Annotated in this window: 18 protein-coding genes; 10 read left to right on the top strand and 8 right to left on the bottom strand. The window is 64.1% G+C overall.

Annotation, left to right across the window (positions count from 1 at the left end; all coding sequences use genetic code 11):
- Genes ASD28_RS33305 through ASD28_RS30895 form a run of 3 tightly spaced genes read left to right on the top strand, consistent with a single transcriptional unit; the run spans position 1 to position 1047 of the window.
- A complete protein-coding gene (locus ASD28_RS33305; RefSeq protein WP_373994854.1) occupies positions 1-63 on the top strand; it encodes an IS3 family transposase in 63 nt (20 codons plus the stop codon).
- A 37-nt stretch (positions 64-100) separates the two neighbouring features.
- Positions 101-610, top strand: coding sequence for a helix-turn-helix domain-containing protein (locus tag ASD28_RS33160; RefSeq protein ID WP_307167532.1), 510 nt, complete (start codon positions 101-103; stop codon positions 608-610).
- Positions 496-1047 carry a transposase gene (locus ASD28_RS30895; protein ID WP_229412110.1) on the top strand — a complete coding sequence of 184 codons (552 nt, stop codon included), beginning with the start codon at positions 496-498 and terminating at the stop codon, positions 1045-1047. Before ASD28_RS33160 ends, ASD28_RS30895 begins: the two co-directional genes overlap by 115 nt.
- Here the strand turns inward: ASD28_RS30895 and ASD28_RS06750 are convergent.
- From ASD28_RS06750 to ASD28_RS06760, 3 genes are read right to left on the bottom strand one after another with little or no spacing between them, the layout of a single operon-like run.
- A complete protein-coding gene (locus ASD28_RS06750; protein ID WP_082577256.1) occupies positions 1044-2402 on the bottom strand; it encodes an ATP-binding protein in 1359 nt (452 codons plus the stop codon). The genes ASD28_RS30895 and ASD28_RS06750 overlap by 4 nt on opposite strands.
- Complete coding sequence (locus tag ASD28_RS06755; protein WP_056125660.1) at positions 2378-3040, bottom strand: response regulator transcription factor; 663 nt, start codon at positions 3038-3040, stop codon at positions 2378-2380. The genes ASD28_RS06750 and ASD28_RS06755 overlap by 25 nt, the downstream gene beginning before the upstream one ends.
- Positions 3037-4140: a glutamate-cysteine ligase family protein gene (locus tag ASD28_RS06760; RefSeq protein WP_056125662.1), complete on the bottom strand. Its 1104-nt coding sequence runs from the start codon at positions 4138-4140 to the stop codon at positions 3037-3039. The genes ASD28_RS06755 and ASD28_RS06760 overlap by 4 nt, the downstream gene beginning before the upstream one ends.
- A gap of 144 nt (positions 4141-4284) precedes the next feature.
- Between ASD28_RS06760 and pbpG the strand changes: the two genes are divergently transcribed.
- Together pbpG and ASD28_RS06770 are read left to right on the top strand one after the other, a co-directional pair.
- Positions 4285-5136: a D-alanyl-D-alanine endopeptidase gene (gene pbpG, locus ASD28_RS06765; RefSeq protein ID WP_056125664.1), complete on the top strand. Its 852-nt coding sequence runs from the start codon at positions 4285-4287 to the stop codon at positions 5134-5136.
- 132 nt (positions 5137-5268) lie between these two features.
- Positions 5269-6678, top strand: coding sequence for a DUF389 domain-containing protein (locus ASD28_RS06770; RefSeq protein ID WP_056125666.1), 1410 nt, complete (start codon positions 5269-5271; stop codon positions 6676-6678).
- A gap of 109 nt (positions 6679-6787) precedes the next feature.
- Here ASD28_RS06770 and ASD28_RS06775 read toward each other — a convergent pair whose 3' ends face one another.
- Positions 6788-8017: a glycoside hydrolase family 27 protein gene (locus ASD28_RS06775; protein ID WP_082577255.1), complete on the bottom strand. Its 1230-nt coding sequence runs from the start codon at positions 8015-8017 to the stop codon at positions 6788-6790.
- 605 nt (positions 8018-8622) lie between these two features.
- On the opposite strand from ASD28_RS06775, the gene ASD28_RS06780 reads away from it, so the two are divergent.
- Positions 8623-9753, top strand: coding sequence for a substrate-binding domain-containing protein (locus ASD28_RS06780; protein ID WP_229412109.1), 1131 nt, complete (start codon positions 8623-8625; stop codon positions 9751-9753).
- Positions 9754-9872: 119 nt separating this feature from the next.
- The gene (locus tag ASD28_RS06785; protein ID WP_082577253.1) at positions 9873-12209 is read left to right on the top strand and encodes a dockerin; all 2337 of its coding nucleotides are present in this window, start codon (positions 9873-9875) and stop codon (positions 12207-12209) included.
- A gap of 1 nt (position 12210) precedes the next feature.
- Here ASD28_RS06785 and ASD28_RS31680 read toward each other — a convergent pair whose 3' ends face one another.
- The gene (locus ASD28_RS31680; RefSeq protein ID WP_156403770.1) at positions 12211-12582 is read right to left on the bottom strand and encodes a hypothetical protein; all 372 of its coding nucleotides are present in this window, start codon (positions 12580-12582) and stop codon (positions 12211-12213) included.
- A 707-nt stretch (positions 12583-13289) separates the two neighbouring features.
- On the opposite strand from ASD28_RS31680, the gene ASD28_RS06790 reads away from it, so the two are divergent.
- From ASD28_RS06790 to ASD28_RS06800, 3 genes are all read left to right on the top strand, one after another.
- Entirely contained in the window at positions 13290-14546 is a 1257-nt protein-coding gene (locus ASD28_RS06790) for a hypothetical protein (RefSeq protein ID WP_056125668.1), read from the top strand.
- A gap of 42 nt (positions 14547-14588) precedes the next feature.
- On the top strand, positions 14589-17738 hold the full coding sequence (locus tag ASD28_RS06795; protein ID WP_082577252.1) for a TonB-dependent receptor: 3150 nt from the start codon (positions 14589-14591) through the stop codon (positions 17736-17738).
- A 144-nt stretch (positions 17739-17882) separates the two neighbouring features.
- The gene (locus ASD28_RS06800) at positions 17883-19043 is read left to right on the top strand and encodes an AraC family transcriptional regulator (protein WP_082577251.1); all 1161 of its coding nucleotides are present in this window, start codon (positions 17883-17885) and stop codon (positions 19041-19043) included.
- Positions 19044-19062: 19 nt separating this feature from the next.
- Here ASD28_RS06800 and ASD28_RS32415 read toward each other — a convergent pair whose 3' ends face one another.
- The 3 genes from ASD28_RS32415 to ASD28_RS06820 form a co-directional block, all read right to left on the bottom strand.
- Positions 19063-22152, bottom strand: coding sequence for a family 43 glycosylhydrolase (locus tag ASD28_RS32415; RefSeq protein WP_200948828.1), 3090 nt, complete (start codon positions 22150-22152; stop codon positions 19063-19065).
- Between the two features lie 40 nt (positions 22153-22192).
- On the bottom strand, positions 22193-23161 hold the full coding sequence (locus ASD28_RS30905) for a PA14 domain-containing protein (RefSeq protein WP_156403769.1): 969 nt from the start codon (positions 23159-23161) through the stop codon (positions 22193-22195).
- Between the two features lie 122 nt (positions 23162-23283).
- Positions 23284-24912, bottom strand: a complete 1629-nt coding sequence (locus tag ASD28_RS06820) for an alpha-N-arabinofuranosidase (protein WP_056125678.1) — start codon at positions 24910-24912, stop codon at positions 23284-23286.
- Positions 24913-25112 lie beyond the last annotated feature (200 nt).

The following is a 25112-nucleotide window of genomic DNA, read 5'->3' on the forward strand; positions in this document are numbered from 1 at the left end:
ATCAAGCTCAAACTAAAAGGCCTGAGCCCTGTTCAGTACAGGGCCCAGGCCTTGGCTGCCTAGGGAACTAAACCGTCCAACTTTATGGGGTCAGTTCAAAATGGGGCTTTTTCTTTTCTGGAACAGAACAGGCGAGCAGGACGCTTGTACGTCCTGCGGGGGGATTCGCCAGAACATAGTCCCTGGAAGTCATCTCGACCGCTGTTTCTCAGGTGGTACTGCCGCGCGTGCTTCACTGTTGGCCTGGCCATGCACACCGGCGGGGGTTGCAACAGCTCGTTCGGCACTTAGCAAGTTCTCTGCGATCTTAAGCAAAACACGTAAGTTTGTTCCTTTCAGCACGGCTACCAAACCTCCCGACGTCTCGACCAACACCAGAGCAAGAGCAATGCTCGTAGCGCACCGCATCAGGCTGGACTCGAACAAGTTGCCGGCGACCTACTGTGCGCGCGCGGCCGGCACGGCCCGTTTCGCCTATAACTGGGCATTGAGCGAGTGGCGGAAACAGTACGAAGCCTGCAAACCGATCCGACGCTGCCCAAGCCTTCCGAAGCGGGGGTGCGGCGTCTACTCAACAGCATCAAGCGCGAGCAGTTTCCCTGGATGCTAGAGGTCACCAGGAATGCGCCGCAAATGGCCGTCAGGTCGGTATCGAGGACCTCAACGTCAAAGGCGTGCTGGGCAACCGGCATCTGGCGGGCCATTGCCGCCATGGGCTTTTACGAGCTGCGCCGCCACCTCGAGTACGAGGCGGCCTGGCGTGGCGGACGGATCGTGCTGGCCGATCGCTGGTTCCCAAGCAGCAAGCTGTGCTCAGGCTGTGGATACCGGCTGGGCGAGCTCGTCCTCGATGTGCGTCACTGGACATGCCCGGGTTGTGGGGCATCCCACGACCGCGACGTGAACGCCGCGATCAATCCAAGAAACATGACGGTGAGTTCTACCGCATCTGCCTGTGGAGGGGAAGGCGCTGGCCCCACGCGCGAGCGCAGGGCGAATCCGGTCCCGGCGAAGCAGGAATCCAATAGCAAAGTTATCTATGGCTAGCTTGGCGTAATGTCGGAAGAACGGAAGATCACGCGGGCGCGCAGCCCCCGCTCGCCGTCCGGCCGGTCGAGCAGCGAGATGGTCGCGCCGATCCGGTCGACGATCGACGCCGTGATCGCGAGCCCCAGGCCCGAACCGATCTCGCCGCTGCCGAGCACGCGGTAGAACGGATCGAACACGCGCTCGCGCTCGGCGGGGACGATGCCCGGTCCCGTGTCGTCGACGTCGAGAACGATGCGGTCGCTCGCGGCGGTCACGCGGATGTCGATGCGTCCGCCCTCCGGCGTGTAGCGGATCGCATTGTCGACGAGATTCTTGACGAGGATCCGGATGTCCATGGCGCGCCCCGTAACCGACGCATCGGCATCGCCTACCATTCCGAGATCGATCGCCTTGGCCTCCGCCAGCGGCACGAGGTCCTCGAAGGCTTCCTGGATCGCCTTCTGCAACGGTACCTGCGTCAACGGCTCGCCGCCGCCCTCCTGGGAGCGTGCCAGCGTCAGCAACTGGTCGAGCAGGATGCGCGTGCGTGCCAGGCCCGCCGACAGCGCGTCGAGCCTGGCGCGAGCCTCGCACGGCATCTCGGTCGCCGCCAGGCGTTCCGCCTGCAGCGACATGGCCGTCATCGGCGAACGCAGTTCATGCGCCGCGTCCGCGATGAAGCGCCGCTGCAGCGCCAGCGCGCGCGCGGTGCGGGCGATCAGCTTGTTGATCTCGCTGACGAAAGGCCACACCTCGGACGGGAGCGGCGTCCGGTCCAGTTCCCGCAAGTCGTGGTCGCGGCGCTTGCCGAGCTGTACGGCCAGCCTTTGCAGGGGCAGGAACATCGTACGCACCAGCAGCGCCGCCAGCAGGATGAGGACCGGACCGAGGAACAGGATGGGCATCACGGTGCGCAGGGCGCTCGAGCGGGCCGCGGCGTCGCGGACCGCCGTCTGCTGCGCGACGGCGACGCGTACGCCTTTCGCGTTGGTGCGGACGAAGACGCGCCAGGTTTCGTCGCCGATGGCAACCGTCTGCAACCCGTCGGGCAGGGACGGGCCGAAACGCGGGGGCCTTTCCGGTTCGGGAATGCGCGTGCCGGGCGCGTCGATGAAACGCACGACCAGGCGGGCGTCGAAATCGACGTCGCCCACGTTTTCGCGCGCCATCGGCGATGTCGGCACGGCGTCCAGTCTGCTGATGAGGTAGCCGACCTGGCGCAGCTGCGTGTCCTGGCCGCGGTGCGCCTCGGCGGTGGCGGCCATGTAGGAGTAGAGGCCGGCGACGGCGGCGCCGACCAGGATGGCCGCCGAGATCCACAGCGACAGCCTGAAGCGCAACGACGCCGTCAACGGCCCTTCGCGACCATCCATCCGACGCCCCGGACGTTCTTGATGATGTCGCTGCCCAGCTTCTTGCGGATCGAATGGATCAGGAACTCGATCGCGTTGCTCTCGACCTCTTCGTTCCAGCCGTAGACCCTGTGTTCGAGTTCCAGGCGGGAGAGGATGGCGCCTGGCCGTACGAGCAGCGCCTGCAGCAGGGGGAATTCGCGCGCCGTCAGGCGCACGGCCGTCGTGCCGGCGCGCGCCTCGTGGGTCGCGGGATCGAGTTCGACGATGCCGTTGCCCAGCACGGTGCTGCCCGTACCCTCGGCGCGGCGGCTCAGCGCGCGCATGCGCGCCAGCAGTTCGCTCATCGCGAACGGCTTGACGAGATAGTCGTCCGCGCCGCCGTCGAGGCCGGCCACGCGGTCTTCCGTCGTTTCCCGCGCCGTCAGCACCAGCACCGGAACGCCGTTGTGCGCCGCGCGGATGCGGCGCAGCACCTCCATGCCGTCCATGCGGGGCAGGTTCAGGTCCAGCAGGACCAGCGCGTACTCATGCACCAGCAGCGCCGTCAGCGCCGCTTCGCCGTCGCATACCCAGTCGGCCGCGTAGCTGGCGTCGCGCAGCGCATGCTGCACGACGCTGCCGATCATGGGATCGTCTTCCACCAGCAATACTCTCATCGTTCCACTTTCCATGCGGCCACCACCGGGCTGTCGAACATCGTGCTCGCCAGCCGCGCCAGGTCAGCCGGCCGGGCGCCGGCGGCCATGTGCGCGGTCAGCCAGCGTGCCTGCCCACCATTATGCAGCAGCTCATCGATCAATACGCACGCGGCCGGGAAGTCCGGATCGTCCGAGCGTGCCGCCAGGCGGGCGAGGTCGTTTCGCACCACGTGGGCGATGCTGTGTTTCTTCCGCGTGCACGGGTCGATCCACTCGCCCAGCACGCCGCGCCGCGTGGCGTTGAAGCGGTTCCATGGATACACGTCGGCGGCCCGCCGGCAGGGCCAGCTGCCGGGACGTTCCGCGACTTCGACGCACAACTCGCGCGCGTAGCAGGCGAGGGCCGCGGCATAGGCCGGATGCAAGGGCGCGTCGAGCGCGCAAAGCTCGACCGCCCCGTGTCCGGGATCCGGACGGACGTCCCAGTCGACGTCCTCGACGCGCGTGGCGAGGCCGTATTCCACGAGGCGCGCGACATGCTGCACGACATCCTGCCAGCTGCGCAGCGCGGGCGGCATGATGCCGCTGCCCTGGAACGTCGCGGCCACGTTGTTGCGTGCGCTGCAAAAGCCCGAGTCCTGCCCATGCCAGTACGGCGAGCTTGCGGACAGCGCGATGAACAGTGGCGCGCGCTGGTTCAGCCAGGCGCCGATGCGCACCGCCTCGTCGGCGCCCGGCGCACCGATCTGGACGTGCATGCCGAAGCCCGCGGCATGGTTGCGTTGCCGTCCGCCCGTCCGGACCGGATGGGAACCGCCGCCCGCGACCGCGGCCCCGACCGAGCGGGCGGCCCGCCGCACGCGGCACCGCATGTCTTCGAGCGCGTCCGCCAGCGCGCAGTAGCCGTCCAGCGCCGACGTGGCCAGGTCGAGTGTCGCCGCGTCGCTTTCCGGCGTGGCCGCCCAGGCCGCGTCCTGCCCGCCCAGCCGGAGCGCGATGGCGGGGGCCGCGGGATGCAGATCGTACGTCTCGTGGTCGAGCACCATCCACTCGAGTCCGATCCTCATGCTGCCCGGCCGCGCGGCGGCGAAGCGCTGCGGCGGGATCCATCCAACCATGTTCGACTTCCTTCCCCGATCGCGTGACGAGCGCAAGGATAGTGGGCCTCACTTAGCAAACCCTTAGCCCGCGCCGCGGGCTAAGGGTTTGCTAAGTCGGCCTGCCTATCATGGCCGGGTTCACCCAACTGCCGATCCGGCGATATGAAATTCCTTGCCTCTCTCTTGCTGGCGCTGGCGTGCCTGTCAGTGCCGTTCCACACCGCCCAGGCGCGCCACGCCCGCGCCGCCAAGGTGGCCAGGATGGTGGCGCTGAAGTCCAGTGCCGTCCTCATCCTCGATCCGAAGACGAAGGCGGTCCTGTACGGGAAGAATGCACAGGCCGTGATGCCCATCGCGTCGCTGACCAAGCTCATGACGGCCCTGGTCGTGCTGGAAGCGAGGCAGGACATGGCGGAAATGTTGAAGGTGACGAATGCGGACGTCGACCGTCTCAAATACTCGTCGTCGCGGCTGCGCGTCGGCACGCGCCTGTCGCGCGCGGCCATGCTGCACATTGCGCTGATGAGTTCGGAGAACCGCGCGGCGTCGGCCCTCGGACGGCACTACCCGGGTGGAACGAAGGCATTCGTCGCTGCCATGAATGCCAAGGCCCGGGCGCTGGGCATGCGGCGTACGCGCTATGTGGAGCCGACCGGCCTGTCGAGCGCCAACGTCTCCACGCCGGAAGACCTGGCCCGGCTCGTCGTCGCCGCCGAACGTCATGCGCTCATACGGCGCTATTCGACGGACCGGCAGTTCACGATCCGCCAGGGCCGGCAGCGTACCGTCTACCACAACACGAACCGGCTGACGGCCAGCCGGCGCTGGAAGATCCGGCTGCAGAAGACAGGCTATATCTCGGAGGCGGGCCGTTGCATGGTCCTGCACGCCACCGTCGCGGGCCGGCCGACGGTCATGGTATTCCTCGACGCCCAGGGAAAATTTTCCCGTGCGGCCGACGCCAACCGGGTGCGTGCATGGCTGGCCAGAAACCGGCTCGCAGCGCGCGGCTGAGTCCGCACTTGCCGAGATTGTAACCAGGGCGGCAATCGTGCAACGATTTGATGCATCGCCGCAAGAAATGTTTGGACAAATGCGACGCGTGGGCGAAAATTCTCCGGTTATCCTCCGTCGTCCACCGATTTCATGAACGCACCCGACACCCAACCCCCGCCGCCATCGCTGCGCGCCGCCATCGCCCACCGTTTCAGCCTCCACGACGACAAGGCGGACGACGCCGAGATCGACCGCGCCATCCGCGCCGGCGTGGAGCTGCAGGGCGCGACCCTGTGGATCCTGATGCTGGCGATCCTGATCGCGTCCGTCGGCCTGAATACCAACTCGACCGCCGTGATCATCGGCGCCATGCTGGTGTCGCCGTTGATGGGGCCGATCGTCGGGTTCGGCTACGGGATCGGCATCCTCGACTTCGCGCTGATCCGCCGCGCGCTCGCCAACCTCGGCATCGCCGCCACGATCAGCCTGGGGACGTCGACACTGTATTTCCTCGTCACGCCGCTGGCCGAAGCGCAGTCGGAACTGCTGGCGCGGACGACACCCTCGCTGTGGGACGTCCTGATCGCGCTGGCGGGCGGCCTGGCCGGCATCATCGGGCAGACGCGACGCGAAAAATCGAACGTGATCCCCGGCGTGGCCATCGCGACGGCGCTGATGCCGCCGTTGTGCACGGCCGGCTACGGCCTTGCCAACGAGAACTGGTCGGTGTTCGGCGGCGCCTTCTACCTGTTCTCGATCAACTGCGTGTTCATCGCATTCGCGGCCGTGATCGTCATCGACTTCCTCCGTCTGCCGCACCGGAAATTCATCGACCCGGTCAAGGAGCGCCGCGTCAAGCGGGCGTTGCTGGCGGTCGTCCTGCTCACCGCGCTGCCAAGCATCTGGCTGGCGGCGCGTCTCGTCGACAACGAGGTCTTCGGCAGCCGCGCGCGCGAGTTCGTGCGCAAGGAGTTCAACGCGGCGACGGTGCACGTGCTCGAGACCCGCGTCGCGCCCGGCACGCACGACATCGAAGTCACCCTGATCGGCACGCCGCTGGCCGGCACCGCGATCAAGGCGATCGGGCAGAAGCTGGCATCCGCCGGCCTGGCGAACGCGCGCCTGTTCGTGCACCAGGGCGAGGTGCCGCACGTCGAAAGCCAGAAGATCGACGTCGGCAGCCTGAAGGCCGACATCCTGGCCGACATCGTGCGCAACAACCAGGACGCGCTGCAGGACAAGGATGCCACGATCGAGGCCTTGCGCCGCCAGGTGACGGCCCAGCAGGGATGGGTGGCGCAGGCCGGCGCGGTGACGCGTGAATTCGAGGCGCAGTATCCGCAGTGCGGCGAGGTCCTCGTGGGCAAGGCCGCGCAGGACGGCGCCGACGGCGCGGCGCCCGTGCCTTTCCTCAGCGCGACTTGCCGGCGCATGCCGCGTGCGGACGAGGTCAAGCGGATCAACGCGTGGCTGAAGGTCCGCAGCGGCATGTCCGACGCCAGAGTGGTTCTTGTCGCCGGACGACCGCAGACGGTACGACGCCCCGCGCCGGGTCCATGATGGAACCTGGGCGGCGTGGGCTCATGCGTCAGGTGCCCGCGCGTCGGACGCCAGCACCTTGTCCTGCTGGTCCGGCGCATCCGCCCGGCGCGGGCTCCGCTTCCACGCCCTATGGTTTCGCAGGGCCCGTCAAGAGCAGCATCAGCACGCTGTGCGGCGCCAGCCGCGCTTCCAGTTTGGCGCTGGTGTCGCCCGTCTTCTTGCTCCACAGGTCGGACCAGCGGTAGACCGTCTGCTTGAAATCGGCTGACCGGTTGTTCAGGTCATCGATCAGGACTTGCTTCTTCCAGTCGTGGTGAACGTCGGCAGGCTGGTTGGAGCGGTTCAGGAACATCAGTGCCCACTGGCCGCCGTCGAGCGGCTTGGCATAGACTTCCAGCGGACCGTCGGCAAGGACGCGCAGCGCCTGCACACCCAGCTTGTCCTGGTTCACCGCGATCACGCCGGGGTTGGTCAGGATGCGGCGGGTCGACTCGGACATGGAGCGCAGGTCGTTGCCCAGGATGAGGGGCGAGGCCATCATGGCCCAGATCGACAGATGGGCGCGGTCTTCATCCTCGCTCATGCCGTTGCCCACTTCGAGCATGTCCATATCGTTCCAGTGGCCGGGCCCTGCGAACTTGCGCAGGCCTGCTTGCTTGTCGAGGATGCGCAGCACGCCCAGACCGGTCGAGAGGCCGGGACTGAATTCGCAGTCGAAGCAATTATAGATATCGGGTGTGGTGCGCCACGAATGGCCGACCTGGCCGGCCCACTCCCAGGGCTTGCTCATGCCCCATTCGCACAAGCTGAAGAGCATCGGACGGCCCGCCTTGGCGATCGCGTCGCGCATCGTGGTGTAGGCCGCTTCAGCGTTCATGCTCGGGGTGTTGCACCAATCGTACTTGACGTAATCGATGTCCCAGCTGGCATAGGTCCGCGCATCCTGATACTCGTGGCCGCGGCTGCCGGGACGGCCGCCGCAGGTGGTCGCGCCGGCGTCCGAGTAGATGCCCAGCTTGAGTCCCTTGCCATGTACATAGTCCGCCAGCGCCTTCATGCCGGATGGGAAGCGCTTGGGGTCGGGCTGGATATTGCCGTCGGCGTCACGCTGGCCTTGCCAGCAATCGTCGATGTTCACGTACTGGAAGCCGGCGTCCTTCAAGCCCTGCTTGACCATGGCGTCGGCGGTCTCGCGGATCAGGCGCTCGTCGATTTCGCAGGCGAATTTGTTCCAGCTGTTCCAGCCCATTTGCGGGGTGCTGGCCAGGCCCTCGGCCTTTTGAGCCCAGCTAGTGCCGTAGGCGGCGGCACCCAGCAAGACGCCTAACACGAGCTGCGCCGTGCGTTTGGTGTTCATCTTGATTCCTATCATTATGCGGATGTTTGAAAGTTTGCGTTCGTGTGGGCGGCCAGCACGCTTGCCGTGACCGCCGCAATTGCAAGGTCGGGCATTGGCCGCCTATTTTGCGTCCGGGACCGTGGGCGGTAGCGGAACCTGGCCTGGGCCTGAAGCATAGGCAATCCGTCGTGGACAACGATATCGGCGGCAATCGAATTTCTAGCAATCCGCAGAAATTGCAAGCAATCTTAACCACAGTGAAAATTGGTCGAGGCAGCTGGATCCCAGCAGCCGTAGCAGGAACAGCCCGCCGATAGCGCTCCGTCGCAACCACGCGCCTGAACATGGCGGCTGAACCGCTGCCATCCTGGACCGCGAGGCGCGGTCATCCCACCCCTGCCAGTCTCCATGTCGCCGGCCGCCACGGCCGATTTCTACTGTGGCTGACATCGCTTGCAATTTCTGCGGTTTGCAAGAGATTCGCTTGACAGCGATATCGGTGCCCATGCGGAACGGCCTATGTTTCACACACGGGCCCGATTCCGCGACCGTCTTCCGTTCGCCATGGTGCCCGAATCCGGCACCCAGCCGATGCTGGGAATCGGCCTGCTGAGGTTTCGGAAATGTTTTCCAAACACACAAATAAAATGGACACGACGAAAGTACAGCGGATCGCACTGTTATTCAACGCGAACAAGATATTCGATTACGAAGTCATTGCCGGCATTGCCGCCTATTTTGGAAGTACGGGGGCGGCCTGGGATATCTTCCTGGAAGAAGATTTCCGATTGCGCCTTGCGGGCATCGAGCACTGGCAGGGCGACGGCGTTATCGCCAACTTTGACGATCCAGCCGTGGCAGAAGCGTTGTCGCGCTGTAGCGTACCGGTGGTCGCAATTGGCGGTTCCTATGCCGACCCGTCCAATTACCCGGCCGGTGTGCCCTACGTCGCGACCGACAATATCAAGCTGATCGAACTGGCACATCAGCATCTGATCGATGTCGGCCTGCAGCGTTTCGCCATGTTCAGCGTTCCCGCCACCGCGGAAAACCGCTGGGCGCAGGAGCGCGAGCATGCCTTCCGCAGCCTGATGCAGGGCGACCGCCTTGAAGCGGAGATATTCCGTGGCTGCGAAACCAGCGTCCATTCGTGGAACGAGGCGGTCCAGGGGCAGATTGACTGGTTGCGCCGTTTGCCCAAACCGGTTGGCATCATCGCCGTCACGGACGCGCGTGCACGCCAGCTCATACAGGCCTGCATTATCGCCAACATCGAAGTGCCGGAACAGGTGGCGATCATCGGCATCGACAACGACCCGCTGGTGCGCAGGCTCACCCGCATACCGCTCAGTTCCGTGATCCAGGGCGCGCAGGATATCGGGCGCGCGGCCGCCCGCCTAATGGGGCAGATGCTGCACGGGGTGTGCCCGCCGCAGACGCCGATCGTGGTGCCGCCGGCCGGCATAAACGTGCACGCGTCCAGCCAGTACCAGCTGATCAAGCATCCGAACGTGATGCGCGCGCGCCACTTCATCCGCCAGTATGCGTGCCAGGGCATCAGGACCGAACAGGTGGCCCAATACGTGGGCGTGTCGCGCTCTACGCTCGACGCCGTGTTTCGCCAGGAGCTGGGATGCAGCGTGCGCGACGTGATCCTGAGCTTCAGGCTCAGTGCCGCCCGGGCCGGCCTGGATAGCGGGGATTGCAGCAAGGCCGACGTGGCGCTGAACAGCGGCGTTACGTCTATCCAGTAGGTGCGTTGAACCAGGCGTTTTTTGAAGCTGACTTCCGCAACGATTGTGGCGCCGGCCTGCGCGGCGGAGCTACGTTCGCTACCGGAAAACGTCAAGCCAATCCTGTTTGAGGAGACAATATGTTTCGGAAGCATAATTTCATCGTCCCGACGCTGGTCGCGGCGCTTCTTGCCGGTTGCAGCGGGGGCAGCACGACCCCCGGCGCGTCCGGCACCGCACCGGTCCTCGCCGCCACCACCGGCTCGGCCACCAGTTATACGAGCGTGAAGTGGGCCGGTGGCGGCTACGTCACCGGCCTCGTCTACCATCCGACGACCGCGGGCCTCATGTACGCACGCACCGACATCGGCGGCGCCTACCGCTGGAATGATTCAAACGGGTCGTGGACGCCCATCACCGACGGTATCGGTTTCAGCGGGGGCGAGAGCGAGTTTCACGGCGTCGAAAGCATTGCCCTCGATCCGGCCAACGACCAGCTCGTCTACCTGGTCACCGGCGTGTATACGAAAGACGGCGGCGGCAACCCGATCAACGGCCGTATCTATGCCTCCAGCAACCGCGGCCTCACCTGGACGCACTACGACCTGCCTTTCCCGGTGGGTGGCAATGAAGGCGGCCGGGCCATCGGCGAACGCCTGAAGCTCGATCCCACCAATCCGTCGACGATGTTCTACGCCTCGCGCACGGCCGGCCTGTGGAAAAGCACGAACTCGGGTCAGACGTGGACCCAGACGGGTCTGTCGAGCACCGTGCTCACGGGCGCCCAGATCCAGGCGATCGGCCCCGTGAAGGGCGTCGAGCAGATCATGTTCGACAACTCGAACGTGGGTGGCGGCCAGACGACCTGGATCATGTATGCCGCGGTCGCGCCGGACTACGGCCAGGTGGCGGGCCTGACCTCGATCCTGTACAAGTCCGTCAACGGCGGCTTTTCGTGGACGCCGGTGTCGGTCCCGTCGAACGTGTCCGGTTACTACGTCCCGCACATGGTGCGTACCAGCGACGGCATGTACTATGTGGTATTCAACCAGAACGCCGGCGAGGGCGCCGGCGGTCCCGGCTACCTCTACAAGTTCGGTGGCGTGGCCGGCAATGAGTCCTGGACCCAGCTCTCCAGCATCACGACCGGCGGCGGCTACGGCGGTGTGTCCGTGTACGGCACCGGCTCGACGGCCCGTATCGCGCTGGCCGTGACCGGGACCTGGAGCGCCGCCGGTCCTGTCGTCCAGCTGTCCGACAACGGCGGCAGCACCTGGCGCGAAATCGCGGGCGGCATGCTGCATTACGGCGGACAGTTCTGGGGCTGGATCGACGACATCGAGATCGACCCGGCCAACCGCGACCACATCATGCACGTCACCGGCGGCGGCGTCTGGGAAACCTGGAACGCGTCGTCGGCCACGCCGAGCTGGGATTTCCCGAACAACAACCTCGAGGAGACCGCCACCCTGGCCGTCGTCACGCCGCCGGCCGGCGCGCCGTACAAGTTCGTCAACAGCGCAGGCGACATCGGGACATGGGTCCAGACCGACCTCGCGACGACGCCGACCAGGGGCCCTCTCGCTGATTGGAACAACGGCAACTACGCGGACGTGCTGTGGTCTGATCCGAATTACATCGTCGGTGCCGGCCTCAACAACGCAACTCAACCAAAAAGCGTCTTCGGCTTCTGGTCCGGCGACGCCGGCAACTCGTGGTCGAACTTCGCGACCCTGCCTGCGGGCGCGGCAGCGAACGATTCCGACAACGGGAGTATCGTGACCACGTCGCGCAACAACGTGATCTGGGCGCCGTCCGGCTCGGTGCCATCCTATACCACGAACAATGGCGCGAGCTGGACCGCGACCAACCTGCCGGCGCCGGCAAACCCCGGCGGCTGGGCTAACGGCTATCGCCTGGTCGTCGACCGGAAGAATCCGAACAAGGTCTATGCCTACGATTCGGGGGGCGCATTCTGGGGGCCGGCGGGCAAGGTCTACGTCTCGACCGATGGCGGCCACAGCTTCACGCTGAGCCAGGGCTCGGTGTCGGCGAACCTGTATCGCAACGCCTTTGATCTCACGTCGATGGTGGTCAACCCGAACGTCGAGGGTGACCTCTGGCTGGCCGACGGCAACGCCGTATACCACTCGACCAATTCGGGGTCGACCTGGACCAGGCTGAACGGCTTCGCGACGGTCGGTGACGACGGCGCGCGGGGCCAACTGCATGGCGCCAGCGTGATCGCCCTGGGCAAGGCACAGGCGGGCAGCCCGTACTCGGCCGCGATCTACGTCGTGGGTACGATGAATGGCGTATGGGGCTTGTACCACTCCGACGATGGTGGTGCGACCTGGGCGCGCTTCAACGATGATGCGCACCAGTACGGCGGCATCGGCGCGATGGCGGGCGACTGGAACACCTACGGGCGCGTCTACTTCAGTGGCGCCGGCCGCGGTCTGATCTACACCAACTGAGTCATACGTCCCAGACGCCGCCAATGACCGCTGCGGCACCGCAAACGTGCCGCAGCGGTCTTTCGATCTGAACCGCAGCTTGCAACCGGAGCGCCGGTGTCGTCAGGCCGCGTGCATCGAGTCCCTTCGCCATCTTGCACGTGATGAAGTCGCTGCCGTGTCGAGCATGGCCCCGGCATATGCTGGCCGGTCCAGTCGATCCAGATCGTCCCCCCTCGCGCGCATGCCTGCGTGGCAGCTTTTGGAGCAGCGGCAGGCAATGTATTTCTTCGAGCCGGGCATCCCGGGCAGGCAGGTGGTCGGCGCTCCAGTCCACCGCATCCACGCGATATTTCTTAAATGCAACAAAGTCGATGCGGGGCGCGCCGGTCATCCGCTCCCTGGTTCCACGAGCGGCCTGAGGCGTGGCAGCCAATTCTTCCGGCCCGCTTGCCTGACCGACGCCACCCGTCACGGCCGATTTTTACTCTAGCTGACATTCCTTGCAATTTCTGCGGAGTGCAAGAAATTCGATTACCGGCGATATCGTTGCCCATGAGGGACGGCCTATGCTTCACACATGGGTTGGGCTCCGCAACCGCCTCCCGGCCGCAGACGATCCTGGGCTTCACACACGTTCGCTCTCCTCCGTGGCGGGTTTCCGCAGCGGTTTTATGGGGCAGCTTTGGCTGCCCCTTTTTTCGGAGCGGCCCAGCACGGGGGCAATTGTTTCAAATATATAAAGATCAAGATATGTCGATACGGCGCCATCGAAGCAGCTGGTTGACCGGTATCGATAATAAAAGCAGGGAGACAAGACGTGCACCTCAGGCTCATTGCATGCAGCAGCAACCGGTCCGCAAACCTTTCGCCGTCCCGGCGTACATCATGGCGCGCTGTTTTTTTTCGCGTTTTTGAAAACGATTTCATAACGCCGGCGACGCTCTGCCAGTCCGTTCATCCTTGACCAGTACCAACCTCCCTGCCGCGAATGTCGAGCGAAGCGGGCAGGGAGCAATCTTTTCTTGTCATCGGCGCAGCCGGTGCCGAGCAACTTCAGCAAACAAAAAAGAAAGGAAGATTCCAATGAGGAGACAAACCATGAGATTCCAGCTGACGGCAGTCGGACTGGCCTGCGGCATGTTGTTGGCCGGCTGCAGCGGCGGCGGCGGTTCGAGCGACGGCGCGAAGGCGCAATCCATTTCGTTCCCATTCGTGGGCGGACCGACGCTCGCCGCCCCGCCCGAGGTCGCGACCGTCCAGCTGACGGCGACGGCGAGCGGAGGTGGCGAGGTGACCTTCACGTCGAATACGCCGGATATCTGCACCGTCAACGGCGCTACGCTGTCGCTGATCAAAGCGGGCGAGTGCTCGGTGACCGCAAACCAGGCGGGTGGCAACGGCTACACCCCCGCCTCGGAAAACCAGATTTTCGGCATCCCCAAACGGTCGCAGACGGTGATCTTCCGCAATCCAGGGGCGCTACCGCTGGATTCGACGCCGGTTCCGCTGGTCGCCACGACCAGCATTGCCGGCAAAGCCGTTACCTTTACGTCCAGCACGCCCACGGTCTGCACGGTCAGCGGCAACACGATGACCAAGGTCGACAACGGGCTGTGCAAGATCACGGCGCAGGTCGTCGATGATATCTATGCCCCCGGCACGGTTGTCCGGAGCATCCCGATCGGCACCGCGCAAGCGGATGCGCTGACGTTCCTGAGCGGCTACAAGAGCACCGACCAGACCAATGAGTCGGGCAGCATCGAGACCTACGCCGGCAGCAGCGCGGACGGTTGGTGGTGTGCCACGAACTGGTGCGGCCGCACCGTGCCCACCGACGGCAGCAGCTTCACCTGGTACTACAACATCCAGCCGGATTCCGGCAATGGACTGGGTGGCTACATGGGCGTCAAGCTGCTCGCGGGTGGCCTGGCGAAGCTCGTCGAGAACGGCGACACGCCCGCTGGCGCACGGATCGATGCCCAGACGGCCCTGAAGTTCAAGCTCGCGCAGAACCCTGAATGGTTCGGCAACGGCAACAACGGGGTCGATATCAACCTGTACCTCGGCCACTTCGCCGTCAAGGACGGCAAGGCCTGCAACGTGAAGCTGCACGCGACGGTAATGCCGACCGCTGCAGCCGCCACGAGCTACAGCGTCGATCTCAAGGACAAGTTCACGATTGCGGAATCGTGCGGCCTGACGGGACTCGACCTCTGGACCGAGTTGCAGGATTACCCGATCGCGCAAGTCGAATTCTCCGCAGTGAGCGCGAACGCCTCGATGGCGACCGCGGGTACGGACAAGCTGACCTACTCGACCCAACTCACGCTGACCGGCCCCATCACCTTCCAATGACCGCGGACGGCGACCAAGGTATTTAATAAAAGGATATAAATAATGACAAGAATTGAGACGAAGATCGTGAGGAAACCGATCAAGATGACCGCGCTGTCGTTGGCGGTGGCGCAGGCCGCACTGGCCTGGGGCGGCGCGGCGCATGCGCAAACGGCGCCGGCCGGCGACCCGCCTACGCAGACGGTGGTCGTGAGCGGACAGCGCGCCGCCATGCAGTCGGCGCAAAAACTCAAGCAGAACGCCGAGGAAGTCGTCGATGCCGTCGTTGCGGAAGAGGCCGGCAAACTGCCGGACAAGTCGATCACCGAAGTGCTGCAGCGCGTCGCGGGCGTGACGATCGACCGCAACCGTTCGCGCGGCGACCCGGAACACTTCTCGGTCGAAGGTTCGGGCATTTCGGTGCGTGGCCTGACCTGGGGTTCGTCCACGCTGAACGGCCGCGAATCGTTCTCGGCCGGCTATCCGGGCCGTGAGCTGAGCTGGGGCGACATCCCGCCGGAACTCATGTCCGCAGTGGTCGTGCACAAGAATCCGCCCGCCGAGCTGGTCGAAGGCGGCGTCAGCGGTCAGGTGGATCTGCGTACCGCGCTGCCATTCGACTACAAGGACGGCAAGGTCGCCCTGTCGGTGAACGGCAACTACAACGCCCTGGGCAGCAAGAAGTCGCCGGGCCTGTCGGCCCTGGTGTCGAAGCGGTGGAATACCCGCACCGGGCAATGGGGCGCGTTGATCGACCTGTCTGCCAACCGCACCAATTCCCACAACGATACGGTTCAGGTGGATGCGTATTTCCCACGCACCGACATCGTTGACAGCCAGACCGTCTGGATCCCGAAGTCCGCGTCTTTCCGCACCAATACGAGCCAGGTCGACCGTGCAGGTGTCTATGGCGCGCTGCAGTGGAAGAACAACGGCATGGAATCGGCACTGACGTACTTCCATACCGGTTACAGGTCGGCCAACACCGAGAACGCCACGTTTACGGCCGTCGAGTCGCCGTACCTGGTCAAGCCGCTCGATCCGGTTTTCAACCAGAACGGCATCTTGCAGAAAGGCCTCTACACTTACCCGATCGGCGGCGTGGGCGCGAACAGCTTCGCGGCCGGTGGCCTGGGTTACCAGTCCGACACCGGCTTCGACACCAGCAAATCGCAGACGCGCGAGATCGCCTGGAACTTCAAGTGGAACATCAACGACCGCTGGGCCATCCAGAGCGACTTGCAGTGGGTGCATGCGACGAACAGCGGCGAGGGCAACGTCATGACCTTGGGCACGTTCGTGCCGAACCTGGGCATCGACTTGTCGGGCAGTCTGCCGAAGGTGACGTTCGACGACAATGACCGCGCCTTCCTGGCGAATCGCGACAACTACTACATGAGCTTCATGATGCCGTCGATGACCAAGGCCAGGGGCGACCTGTATGCCTGGAAGACGGACGCGCGTTTCCACTTCGACGACGACGTGCTGCGCGACCTGCGCTTTGGCGTGCGCCTCACCAAGCGTACGGCGGTCCGCTCCGACGCCTCCGGTGGCATCGGCGGCTGGAAGAGCATTGCCGAGCCATGGTCCGTCAACGCGACAAAGGTGCCGGGCACTCTGCCTCTGCTCGCGGACAAGGGTTGGCAAGCACGCCCCAACGTCAGTTACTTCAGCGATCCGCGCTACGGCAACCTGGTGCAAACGTCCTCGTATACGTTCCCGACTTTCTTCAATGGCAAGATTCCCCAGGTGCCAATGATGGTCGTTCCGGACCCGGCCTTCGTCCGGAACCTGGCCAATAATGCGAAACTCATCCCGGCCCTGCAGATGCAGTGCCAGGACGGCAACGCATACTATGGCACCAACAATGATTGCTCGACCGCGGATGGCGGCTGGAAACCGCTGGCCTACAACGACGATCCGGCCCAGACCAGCAGCCAGCAGGAACGCACCGAAGCCGCCTACGGCCAACTGCGTTTCGGCTTCGACAACTTGCGTTTCCCCGTCGAGGGCAACCTCGGCGTGCGTGTGATCCACACGCGCAGCGAGTCCCACGGCTTCACGATCTTCAATCCGACGTATGGCTCGAACGCGTCGGATGTGATCCCGCGCTTCGCCGCGATCAAGGATCCGGTGAATGCGTCGCAGCAGTACGTCGACGTGCTGCCCAGCCTGAACCTGAAGGCCGACCTGACGGACAAGCTGCAAACCCGTTTCGCGTTCGCCAAGTCGATGTACCGTCCGCCGTTCGACAACCTGAACGAGTACATCAACCTGAACCAGAACATCACGTCGGGCACCGGCGCCGAGGCGGGCACCATCAAGAGCATCAGCTACACGGGCAACGACCGGGGTAACGCCAAGCTGAAGCCGGTCCGCTCCAACAACTTCGACTGGACGCTCGAATGGTATCCGGGCAACGGTTCGTCGCTGACCATGGCCGTGTTCCGCAAGAATGTGCGTGACATCATCTTGAACACGGCATTCACCAGGACCTACAAGAGCCTGGCGGGCAACGACCAGGCGTTCCTGATCACGGGGCCGGACAACGTCGCAAAGGGTTCGGTGACGGGCCTGGAACTGGCGGGCCAGACTTACTTCAACAATGTACCGGGGCTGGACCGCATACTGCCGGACTGGGCCAAGGGCTTCGGCATCTCGGCGAACTACACGTACATCGACAGCAAGCAGGACCTGTACCATCCGTTCACCCAGAAGTATTGCCCGGCGAACGGATCGTTCAACAACAGCTCGCTGAGCCTGTACGGCTGCGACACCAACGGCCTGCCGTTCACGTCGTTGCCGATCCTGTACCTGTCGAAGAACGCGTACAACCTCATGTTCCTGTATGACCGCGGTCCGCTGTCGGCACGTCTGGCCTATAGCTGGCGCAGCCGGTTCCTGCAGGGCGTGGGTGCGAACGGCACGGGCGGCGACAACGCCACGAGTGCCGATCCGGACCGCGCCGCCGCGAACGGCGGCACGGCGCCGACGGACGTGGGCTACGGCCTGCCGACCTGGCAGGAAGCGACGGGCCAGCTGGACTTTGGCGTGGACTACAGGTTCAACGAGCACATCTCGGGCAACTTCTCGGCGAGCAACCTGACGGATATGGTCGTGCGCCAGACGCAGCAGCAAGGCATCGGCAACATGCCCCGCGCCTGGTTCGAGCCGGGCCGCAGCTTCCGCCTGAGCCTGCGTTACACGTACTAAAGGAAAAGGCGGCCCCGCTTGCGGGGCCGCCCCTGCCTTCGCGTCGACAAGCCGGGCCCGGTGCGGACCGGCTTTATTCGCTTGTATGCGGCTTGACCGCCAGGCCACCGGTTCGCCACTGTCGGGCCTGCCACCTTCATTGACATGCACCCGCTATATTCAAAAGCATTGGTCCGGCTGGTCCTGCTTCTCGGTATCAGTACACTGACCGGGTATGTTTGCGTCAGCCGCAGCCATCACCGCGTCCCGTTGTTTGGGCAGGCAGATTTTTCCTGGCAGTTGCGAACGCACAAAGGCAACGGCGCGACAACCAGCCTGGATGCGCGAGTCGATGCCGCGCGCCTGATCATGGAGTTCGTCCTGTCAGGCAGCAGCTCCAGACCCTATGTATCGAGCGGCCTGCTCTTCAGAGACAGCAACGGCAAACCGGCATTGCTCGACTGGTCCAGATTCGACAAGATCAGTGTCGAGGCACGCTGCCTCCCCGCCGGTACCATCCGGATCAGCCTGGCCACCTTCGATGACAAGCTGTCCAGAGTGGATGATCTGATGACCTACCGTTCGCCGTCGGCATACATTAACTGCGATCAGGACGGGGCTCATGCCGAACTCGATCTGGCGCATTTGACTGTTCCGCAATGGTGGGTCGACTCGAACAAGCTCAACCCATCCGACCTGGGCTACTCGCTGGCCAAGGTTGCGCAGATCGAGGTGGGCACCAGCACCGCCAGCGGCGTCGGCATCCCGTCGCGTATCGAAATCGCGAACATCGAATTGCACGAGCGGAAATATGGCTACCTGTATTTTCTCGCCGCCTTCCTGACGGTCGCCTGGGCTGGTTTCGGGTTCTGGTTCGTCAGGCAGTACGCCGTGGTGTTGGCCAATGACCTTCATGCGCGGATGCAGAAGGACGTGCCGCTGGTGGCGTACCAGCAGCTGGCGCTGGAGACACACCGGGAAAAAGGAAAATCCGCCATTCTGCGATTGCTGGCGACGCGTTATGCGGATCCAGGACTGGACCTGGAGACCGTGGTGACGGAAACCGGTGTCAACCGCAATAAGGTCAACGACATATTAAAGGCGGAAACAGGCTACACCTTCATCGGTTACGTGAACAAGCTCAGATTGACCGAAGCAGCGCGCCTGTTGGTGGAAAACACCGGTGCCAGTATTGCAGAAATTGCCTATTCGGTCGGCTACAGAAACTCCTCGTATTTCATCAAGCTCTTCAAGCAAGAATACCAATGCACCCCGAAGGCATTCCGGGATGCATGCAAAAAGGACGCGCGCGAGCCGGCGCGATAATGCCTTCCGCCGGACGCGGTCAGCGGGAGCCCCCGCTTTGACCGATCCGGTAGTAGTCGAAGTCGACGCGGCCGCCGGCGGTCTGCGTCGAATAATAGAAGAGCGCGTAGCGGTAACCCATGAAGTGCGGGAAGGTGTAGGTAAGGCGCGAGGGACGCCCGATCGGGGTCCAGGATTTGCCGTCGAGGCTGTAGGAGAAGCGGGCGACTTCAGGCGCCCCCGGTATGCCATAGCTCTGGGCGCCATTCTCGTCGACGCCGAAACGGGCATCGTCAGGCGCGGACTGGAATTCGCATTCGACCTTGAGGTGAACGGTTTTGCGGGAAAGGGGAATGGAGGCGACCTCCTCGGGCTGGCCGGAGTCGGCGCTCACCATGACGAGCGACCTGGCGCCGTCGCTCATCTTTACGCCAACAAAGCCGTATTTTTTCTGAAAGGCGGCAAGGCCGGTCCAGTCGCCGTCTTTCATGCCGCTCACGTCGATGCTGGTGGTGGCGAAACTGTCAGGGCCAAAGGTGCGCTGGGTGAGGGTATTCCTGGCCTCGGGCAGGCTGGAATCGACCCGGCTGGTGACGAAGCTCAGGTAGCCGGGGCGCTTGGTGAGCGACCAGTTACGCGGCTCGGGATTGTGATTCCATTGCCAGGCGAGGGGCAGGGCGGGGGCGCCGGGCGAGCGGTCGAATTCGTCGGAGGCGACGATGCCGGATGCGCCCGAGCGGCCCTGTCGGCCGGCGGGGATGTCGAGCGTCATGGGCACCTCGCCGTCCTGGCCGAGCACGGGCCAGCCGTCCTGCCAGGTCACGGGCACGAGGTAGGGGACGCGACCGACGGCGCCGTTGTCCTTGAAAAGATAGGCATACCATTTGCCTTCCGGGGTGTCGATGAGGCCGCCCTGGGCGATACCGCGATCATCGAGCGCGATGCGGCCCTCGTAGGGACCGTCGATCTTGTCGGCGCGGTGGACGATGACGGTGCGTGCCCAGCGGGTCTTGGGCGAGGCGATGTTGAAGAGGTAGTAGCGGCCGTTGATCTTGGAAAGCTGCGAGCCCTCGGCTTTGAGCCCGCCATGGTCGGCGCCGAAGAGGGCGTTGACGTTTTCGATGATGACCTTGTTGACGCCGCCGGGCTTGAAGCCAGTGAGATCGGGTTTCAGCTCCCTGAGCGAGATGCGGCCGCCCCCGAACACCATGTAGACACGACCGTCGTCGTCGAAAAACAGGCTGTGGTCACCCAGCGCAGGCTCGAAACTCGTTTCTTTCCACGGGCCGCGCTCCGGATTGCGCGTGGCGAAGATGTGGGTGCGTCCTCCGGCGGTGGCGGAGAATGTCGAGGCATAGAACATGCCGTCGTGGTAACGCAGGCTGCTGGCCCAGGAGCCCTCACCGTAGGCGTTCTTGCCGTTTTCGAGGCGGAAGGCTTTGTTGTCGGCCAGGGTGTCATAGGCGTACGAGGCCATGCTCCAGTTGACCAGGTCCGTCGACTTCATGATCGGGAGGCCCGGGCTCATGTGCATCGTCGTGCTGCTCATGTAGTAGGTTTTGCCGACCCGGATGACTGCGATGTCCGGAACGTCGGCCCAGATCACGGGATTATGGGCACGATCCGCCTTCACCGCCGGGCCGGGCCGGGACGTGCCGGAGGCGCGGTCTGCGGGCAGGTCGTGGTGCGCGAATTGCCAGTAATCGAACTTGAACAGTTCTTCGCCGGCCGCACCGCGGAACACGAAGTAGACATCCTGGACGCCGGAGGCGCCCGAGATGCGGGTGGACTGTCGCTTCCATTGGCCGCCGGTTCCCGAGACCGGCAGCGTGCCGATCAGCTGGCCGTCGAGCTTGCCCAAACGAATCTCGATCGTCGCCCCGGTGGCCTGCTTCGGCTTGGCCGTGCTGGAGAGGCTGGCCATGAAGGCGCGCGCGCCGGGCGCGCCGAAATCGACATTGCGCACCTGGATGTAGGCCCCGTCGTGGATGTTTCGTACATTCTGGCCGCCGGCGCTGCTGGGTTCGATCTTGACACCGGACGACCACGCAATGGTCTCGGCTTCGACGCGCTGGTAGGGATCGAGGGTGGCGACCGGTGCCGGGCCTTCCCTGGTCGGTTGCACCATCGGGACCGAGCCGTCCGGGTTGAACTTCAACTCATCGACGGCCACGGAACGCTTGAAACCGTCGCCTCCCGGAAGCGCGGCGTTGTGGTAGAAGAGGTAGGTCTTGCCCTTGAAATCGACCACGCCCGGGTGGTTGGTGAACGCACTTTGCGGGGTCATGACGACGCCGCCGTAGGTCCACGGGCCTTCCGGTGTGGGGCCGGTGGCGTAGGCGAGATGCTCGGGGATGGGACCACCTGCAAAAAACAGGTAGGCGAGATTCTTGCGCTGATAGAGCCAGGGACCTTCTTCGTAGGACGTGCCGCGCAAGGCGCGCTTCGGAAGCGTCGTGCCTTGCGTGTCCGGAGGATTGCGCTCGCCCAGCGCCTTGACGGTCATCGGATGGCGAATGATGCCATTCTCCCCGACGCTCGTGTCGTAGGAAATCATGTCCTTGTTCAGCTTCACCGACCACAGATTCGGATTGCCCCAGGCGAGATAGGCCTGGCCTTTGTCGTCGATGTAGACGGTCGGATCGATGCTGTCGTACAGGCCGCCGGCGTGGCCGGCGATCAGTGGTTTCTTGATGGGATCGGTGTACGGGCCGAGGGGATTGTCGGCCACCAGCACGCCGATGCCCCGGCCTTGCACCGGGGCGTAGAGATACCATTTGCCATCCCTCTCGATCACCTGGGGCGCCCAGGCGCCATTATCAAAACCGTCCCAGCCGGAAATCTCCTTGGCGGCCCAGGCGAAATCCCGCAGGGAGGCGATCGCGCCATGCTGGGTCCAGTTCACCATGTCCGTCGTCGTGGCGAGCACCCAGTCCTTCATGTTGAAGTTGTTTTTTTCGCCGACATCCTGGTCGTGGCTGGAAAACAGGTAGAGCGTGCCCTGATGGACCATGGGTGCCGGATCGGCCGTATACATCGTTTGAATAATCGGGTTGTGCGCGAATGACGCCGCGGGCAGCGACGCCAGTACGGACAAGAGAACGAGAGCGGGGCGGTGTGTCTTTTTCATGAATGTCGGAAGTGAGGTGTGGAACGTGGCGCTGCCCTGATTATTCCTTCTGGCGGATCGGCGGCAGCGTGCCGGCTGGCGGCCGCCCTATCAGGCTGCGCGGCAAATAGCTGTAATCGGCCGCGCCGGGCTTTTTCCACGCAAGCATCAGCGCAAGATCCGGGCCCGGACCCTGGAAGTAGCGCAGGCGGAAATTGTGCAAGCCCTTCTCCAGCTTGATCCTGGTCGCCACGGGTGTCGGGGCGTGGATGCCGTCGTTGTCGATCACGTTTTCATCGTCGATGCTGAGAACGGCACCATCGTCGGCCAGCAGCATCAGCTCCCAGGTGGCGGTTTCGGCGATATTGACGGTAAAGCGAATATCCAGACCGAACCATTCGATCGTCGAGCCCATACCGGGAAAGCCTTCGCGGAAGGAGCGCGGCACGATATCGAGTTGGGCCAGGCAAACGCGCTTGATCGGCTTACGCCCGCGCATGTCGTACACCGATTGGTTGCCGGCAGCGAGGCGATATACGTCGGCGACCATATGCCGATCCGACGCTTCGGCGCATTCCTCGAACAGCTTGGGAGGCGCGCTGGCCACGACCTCCTTCGCGAGTGGGGCCGGGACGGGGGGCGCGGCCGGCGCCGGGGCCGGAGCAGGCGCCGGAGCGGGAGCCGGAGCGGGAACCGGAGCCGGAGCCCGGACTGCGTCGGGCACGACGTCGGGCACTGGCAGCGGCGGCGGGACGAGAAGGGGCGGCGGCGCGAGGGTGGGTGGGGCGATGTTGGCGGGCGCAGGTTCGGGAATCTTTTCTTCCGGTACTTTCTCTTCGATCAGGGCCGTTTCCAGGGCGCGCGGCGGTGGAGGCGCGGGACGGCGCGCGGGCGACAGCAGCATGGCGATCAGCAAGGCAAGATGGATGAGCAGCACGACACCCAACGCGTAGCGCCGTTTCTCGGGCCGCAACGACGGCTGCCCTTCGGTTGCGGGCGGGGGCAAACTGGATTCCGGTGTTGAACGCATACGTTTCCGAATACAAGGTCGATTGATTGACGTTTGACGCCCTTGCGGCGTCCGTTGCGGGAGCGGCGAGCTGCCGCCGCTCCTGTTCGGGATGGGCGACCATGCCCTTGTGCGCGCGGCGTCTACTCCTCCAGCGCGACCACCATCACGGCCTTTGCGGGCACCTTGATCGATAGTTTGCCGCCCGCGGCACGCGCGCTGAACGCTGCCGGCTTGATGACCTGCGGATTCTGGAACGTGTTGTGCGCATCCATCGCGGCCGAGGTCAGTACCTTGCCGGCCGCAGCATTTACCTTCGCGCCGGCGACGTCGACGGCGACATCGACCGCCTTGTGCGGATCGGTGTTGACCAGTGCCAGATACACCTTGCCGTCCTTGGCAAGCGACGCCGATGCGCTCACCCCCGGAATGGTCGTTGCGCCCATGGTGTAGCTCGTGTTGTCCTTGATTGCCAGCGGCAGCGACCTGGCATCCTGGAACGGCACATACATCTGGAACGTGTAGTAGGTCGGGGTCAGGACCATCTTCTCCTTGTCAGTCAGGATCATCGCCTGCAGGACATTGACCATTTGGGCGATCGTGGTCATGGGGACCCGCTCCGCGTGAGCATGGAAGATGTGGAAGTTGAGCGCCGCCACGAGCGCGTCGCGCAGGGAATTCTGCTGGAACAAGGCGCTTCTGGCACCCGCTTCGTCATACCAGGTGCCCCACTCGTCGATCATCAGCCCGATCTTCTTCTCGGGATCGTGCTTGTCCAGTACGGCCACGTGATCCTTGATAAGCTGATCCATTTTCAAGGTATTGGCGAGGGTCGAGATCCACTCGTCTTCCTTGAAGCCGAGGTCCTTGCCCTTGCCCTCCCAGGTGGTGCCCGCGATGGTGTACTGGTGGACGCTGATCCCCACCGTTCGGCCTTTCAGTTCCTTGCTCAGGACGTCGGTCCAGGCGGTGTCGAAACCACTGCCGCCGCTGGCAATCATCTTCGGCCTCGAATTTCCGGGCGCCCTCAGGAAATTCTCGTAATTACTGTACAGGTTCGCGTAGTAGTCGGGCTTCAAGTTGCCGCCGCAGCCCCACAACTCATTGCCGATACCGAAGTAGGCGACTTTGAAGTAATTACTGTACAGGTTCGCGTAGTAGTCGGGCTTCAAGTTGCCGCCGCAGCCCCACAACTCATTGCCGATACCGAAGTAGGCGACTTTGAACGGCTTTGCATGCCCGTTCCGGGCGCGCAGCCTGGCCAGGGGCGAGCCGCCGTCCGCCGTCATGTACTCGACCCAATCGGCCATCTCCTGCACGCTGCCGGTACCGACGTTGCCGTTGATGTAGGCGTCGGCGCCCAGCATGTCGATCAGGTCGAAGAATTCGTGGGTGCCGACGGCGTTGATCTCCTCTACGCGCCCATCGCTGATGTTGCTCGGGCGCTTGTCCTGCGGACCGACGCCATCGCGCCAATGGTAGGTGTCGGCGAAGCAGCCGCCCGGCCAGCGCACCAGCGGCACATGCAACGCCTTGAGCGCGCCGACGACGTCATTGCGCCAGCCACGGGTGTTGGGGATGTTCGACTTCGTGCCGACCCACATGCCTCCGTAGATGCCAGTGCCGAGCTGCTCGGCGAACTGGCCGTAGACGTTCTTGCTGATGACAGGGCCGGGTCGACTGGCGTCGATGCTGATGCTGACTTGGTTGGCGGCAAAAGCCGGTGCCGCGATCAGGCCGAGAACGGCGAGGCTATGTTTGATGATGTTCACTCAGTGGTATCCATGAAAGTCGTATGTTTTTTGGCGCGTCGATGCATCAGTGCTGAAGAAGGCCGCCATGACGCATGCGTCCACCGGCGCCACAGCTGGCGCGCCGGTCCAGCAAACCGGCGAAGTCTATCCCAGGGGTTCGGGAAGAGTAAGGACCGAAATTACGCTAGCGGTGAAGACATTTACAAGGTGCAGAAAAT

The sequence above is a fragment of the Massilia sp. Root133 genome (assembly GCF_001426525.1).
In the GTDB taxonomy this organism is placed as follows: domain Bacteria; phylum Pseudomonadota; class Gammaproteobacteria; order Burkholderiales; family Burkholderiaceae_D; genus Telluria; species Telluria orientalis.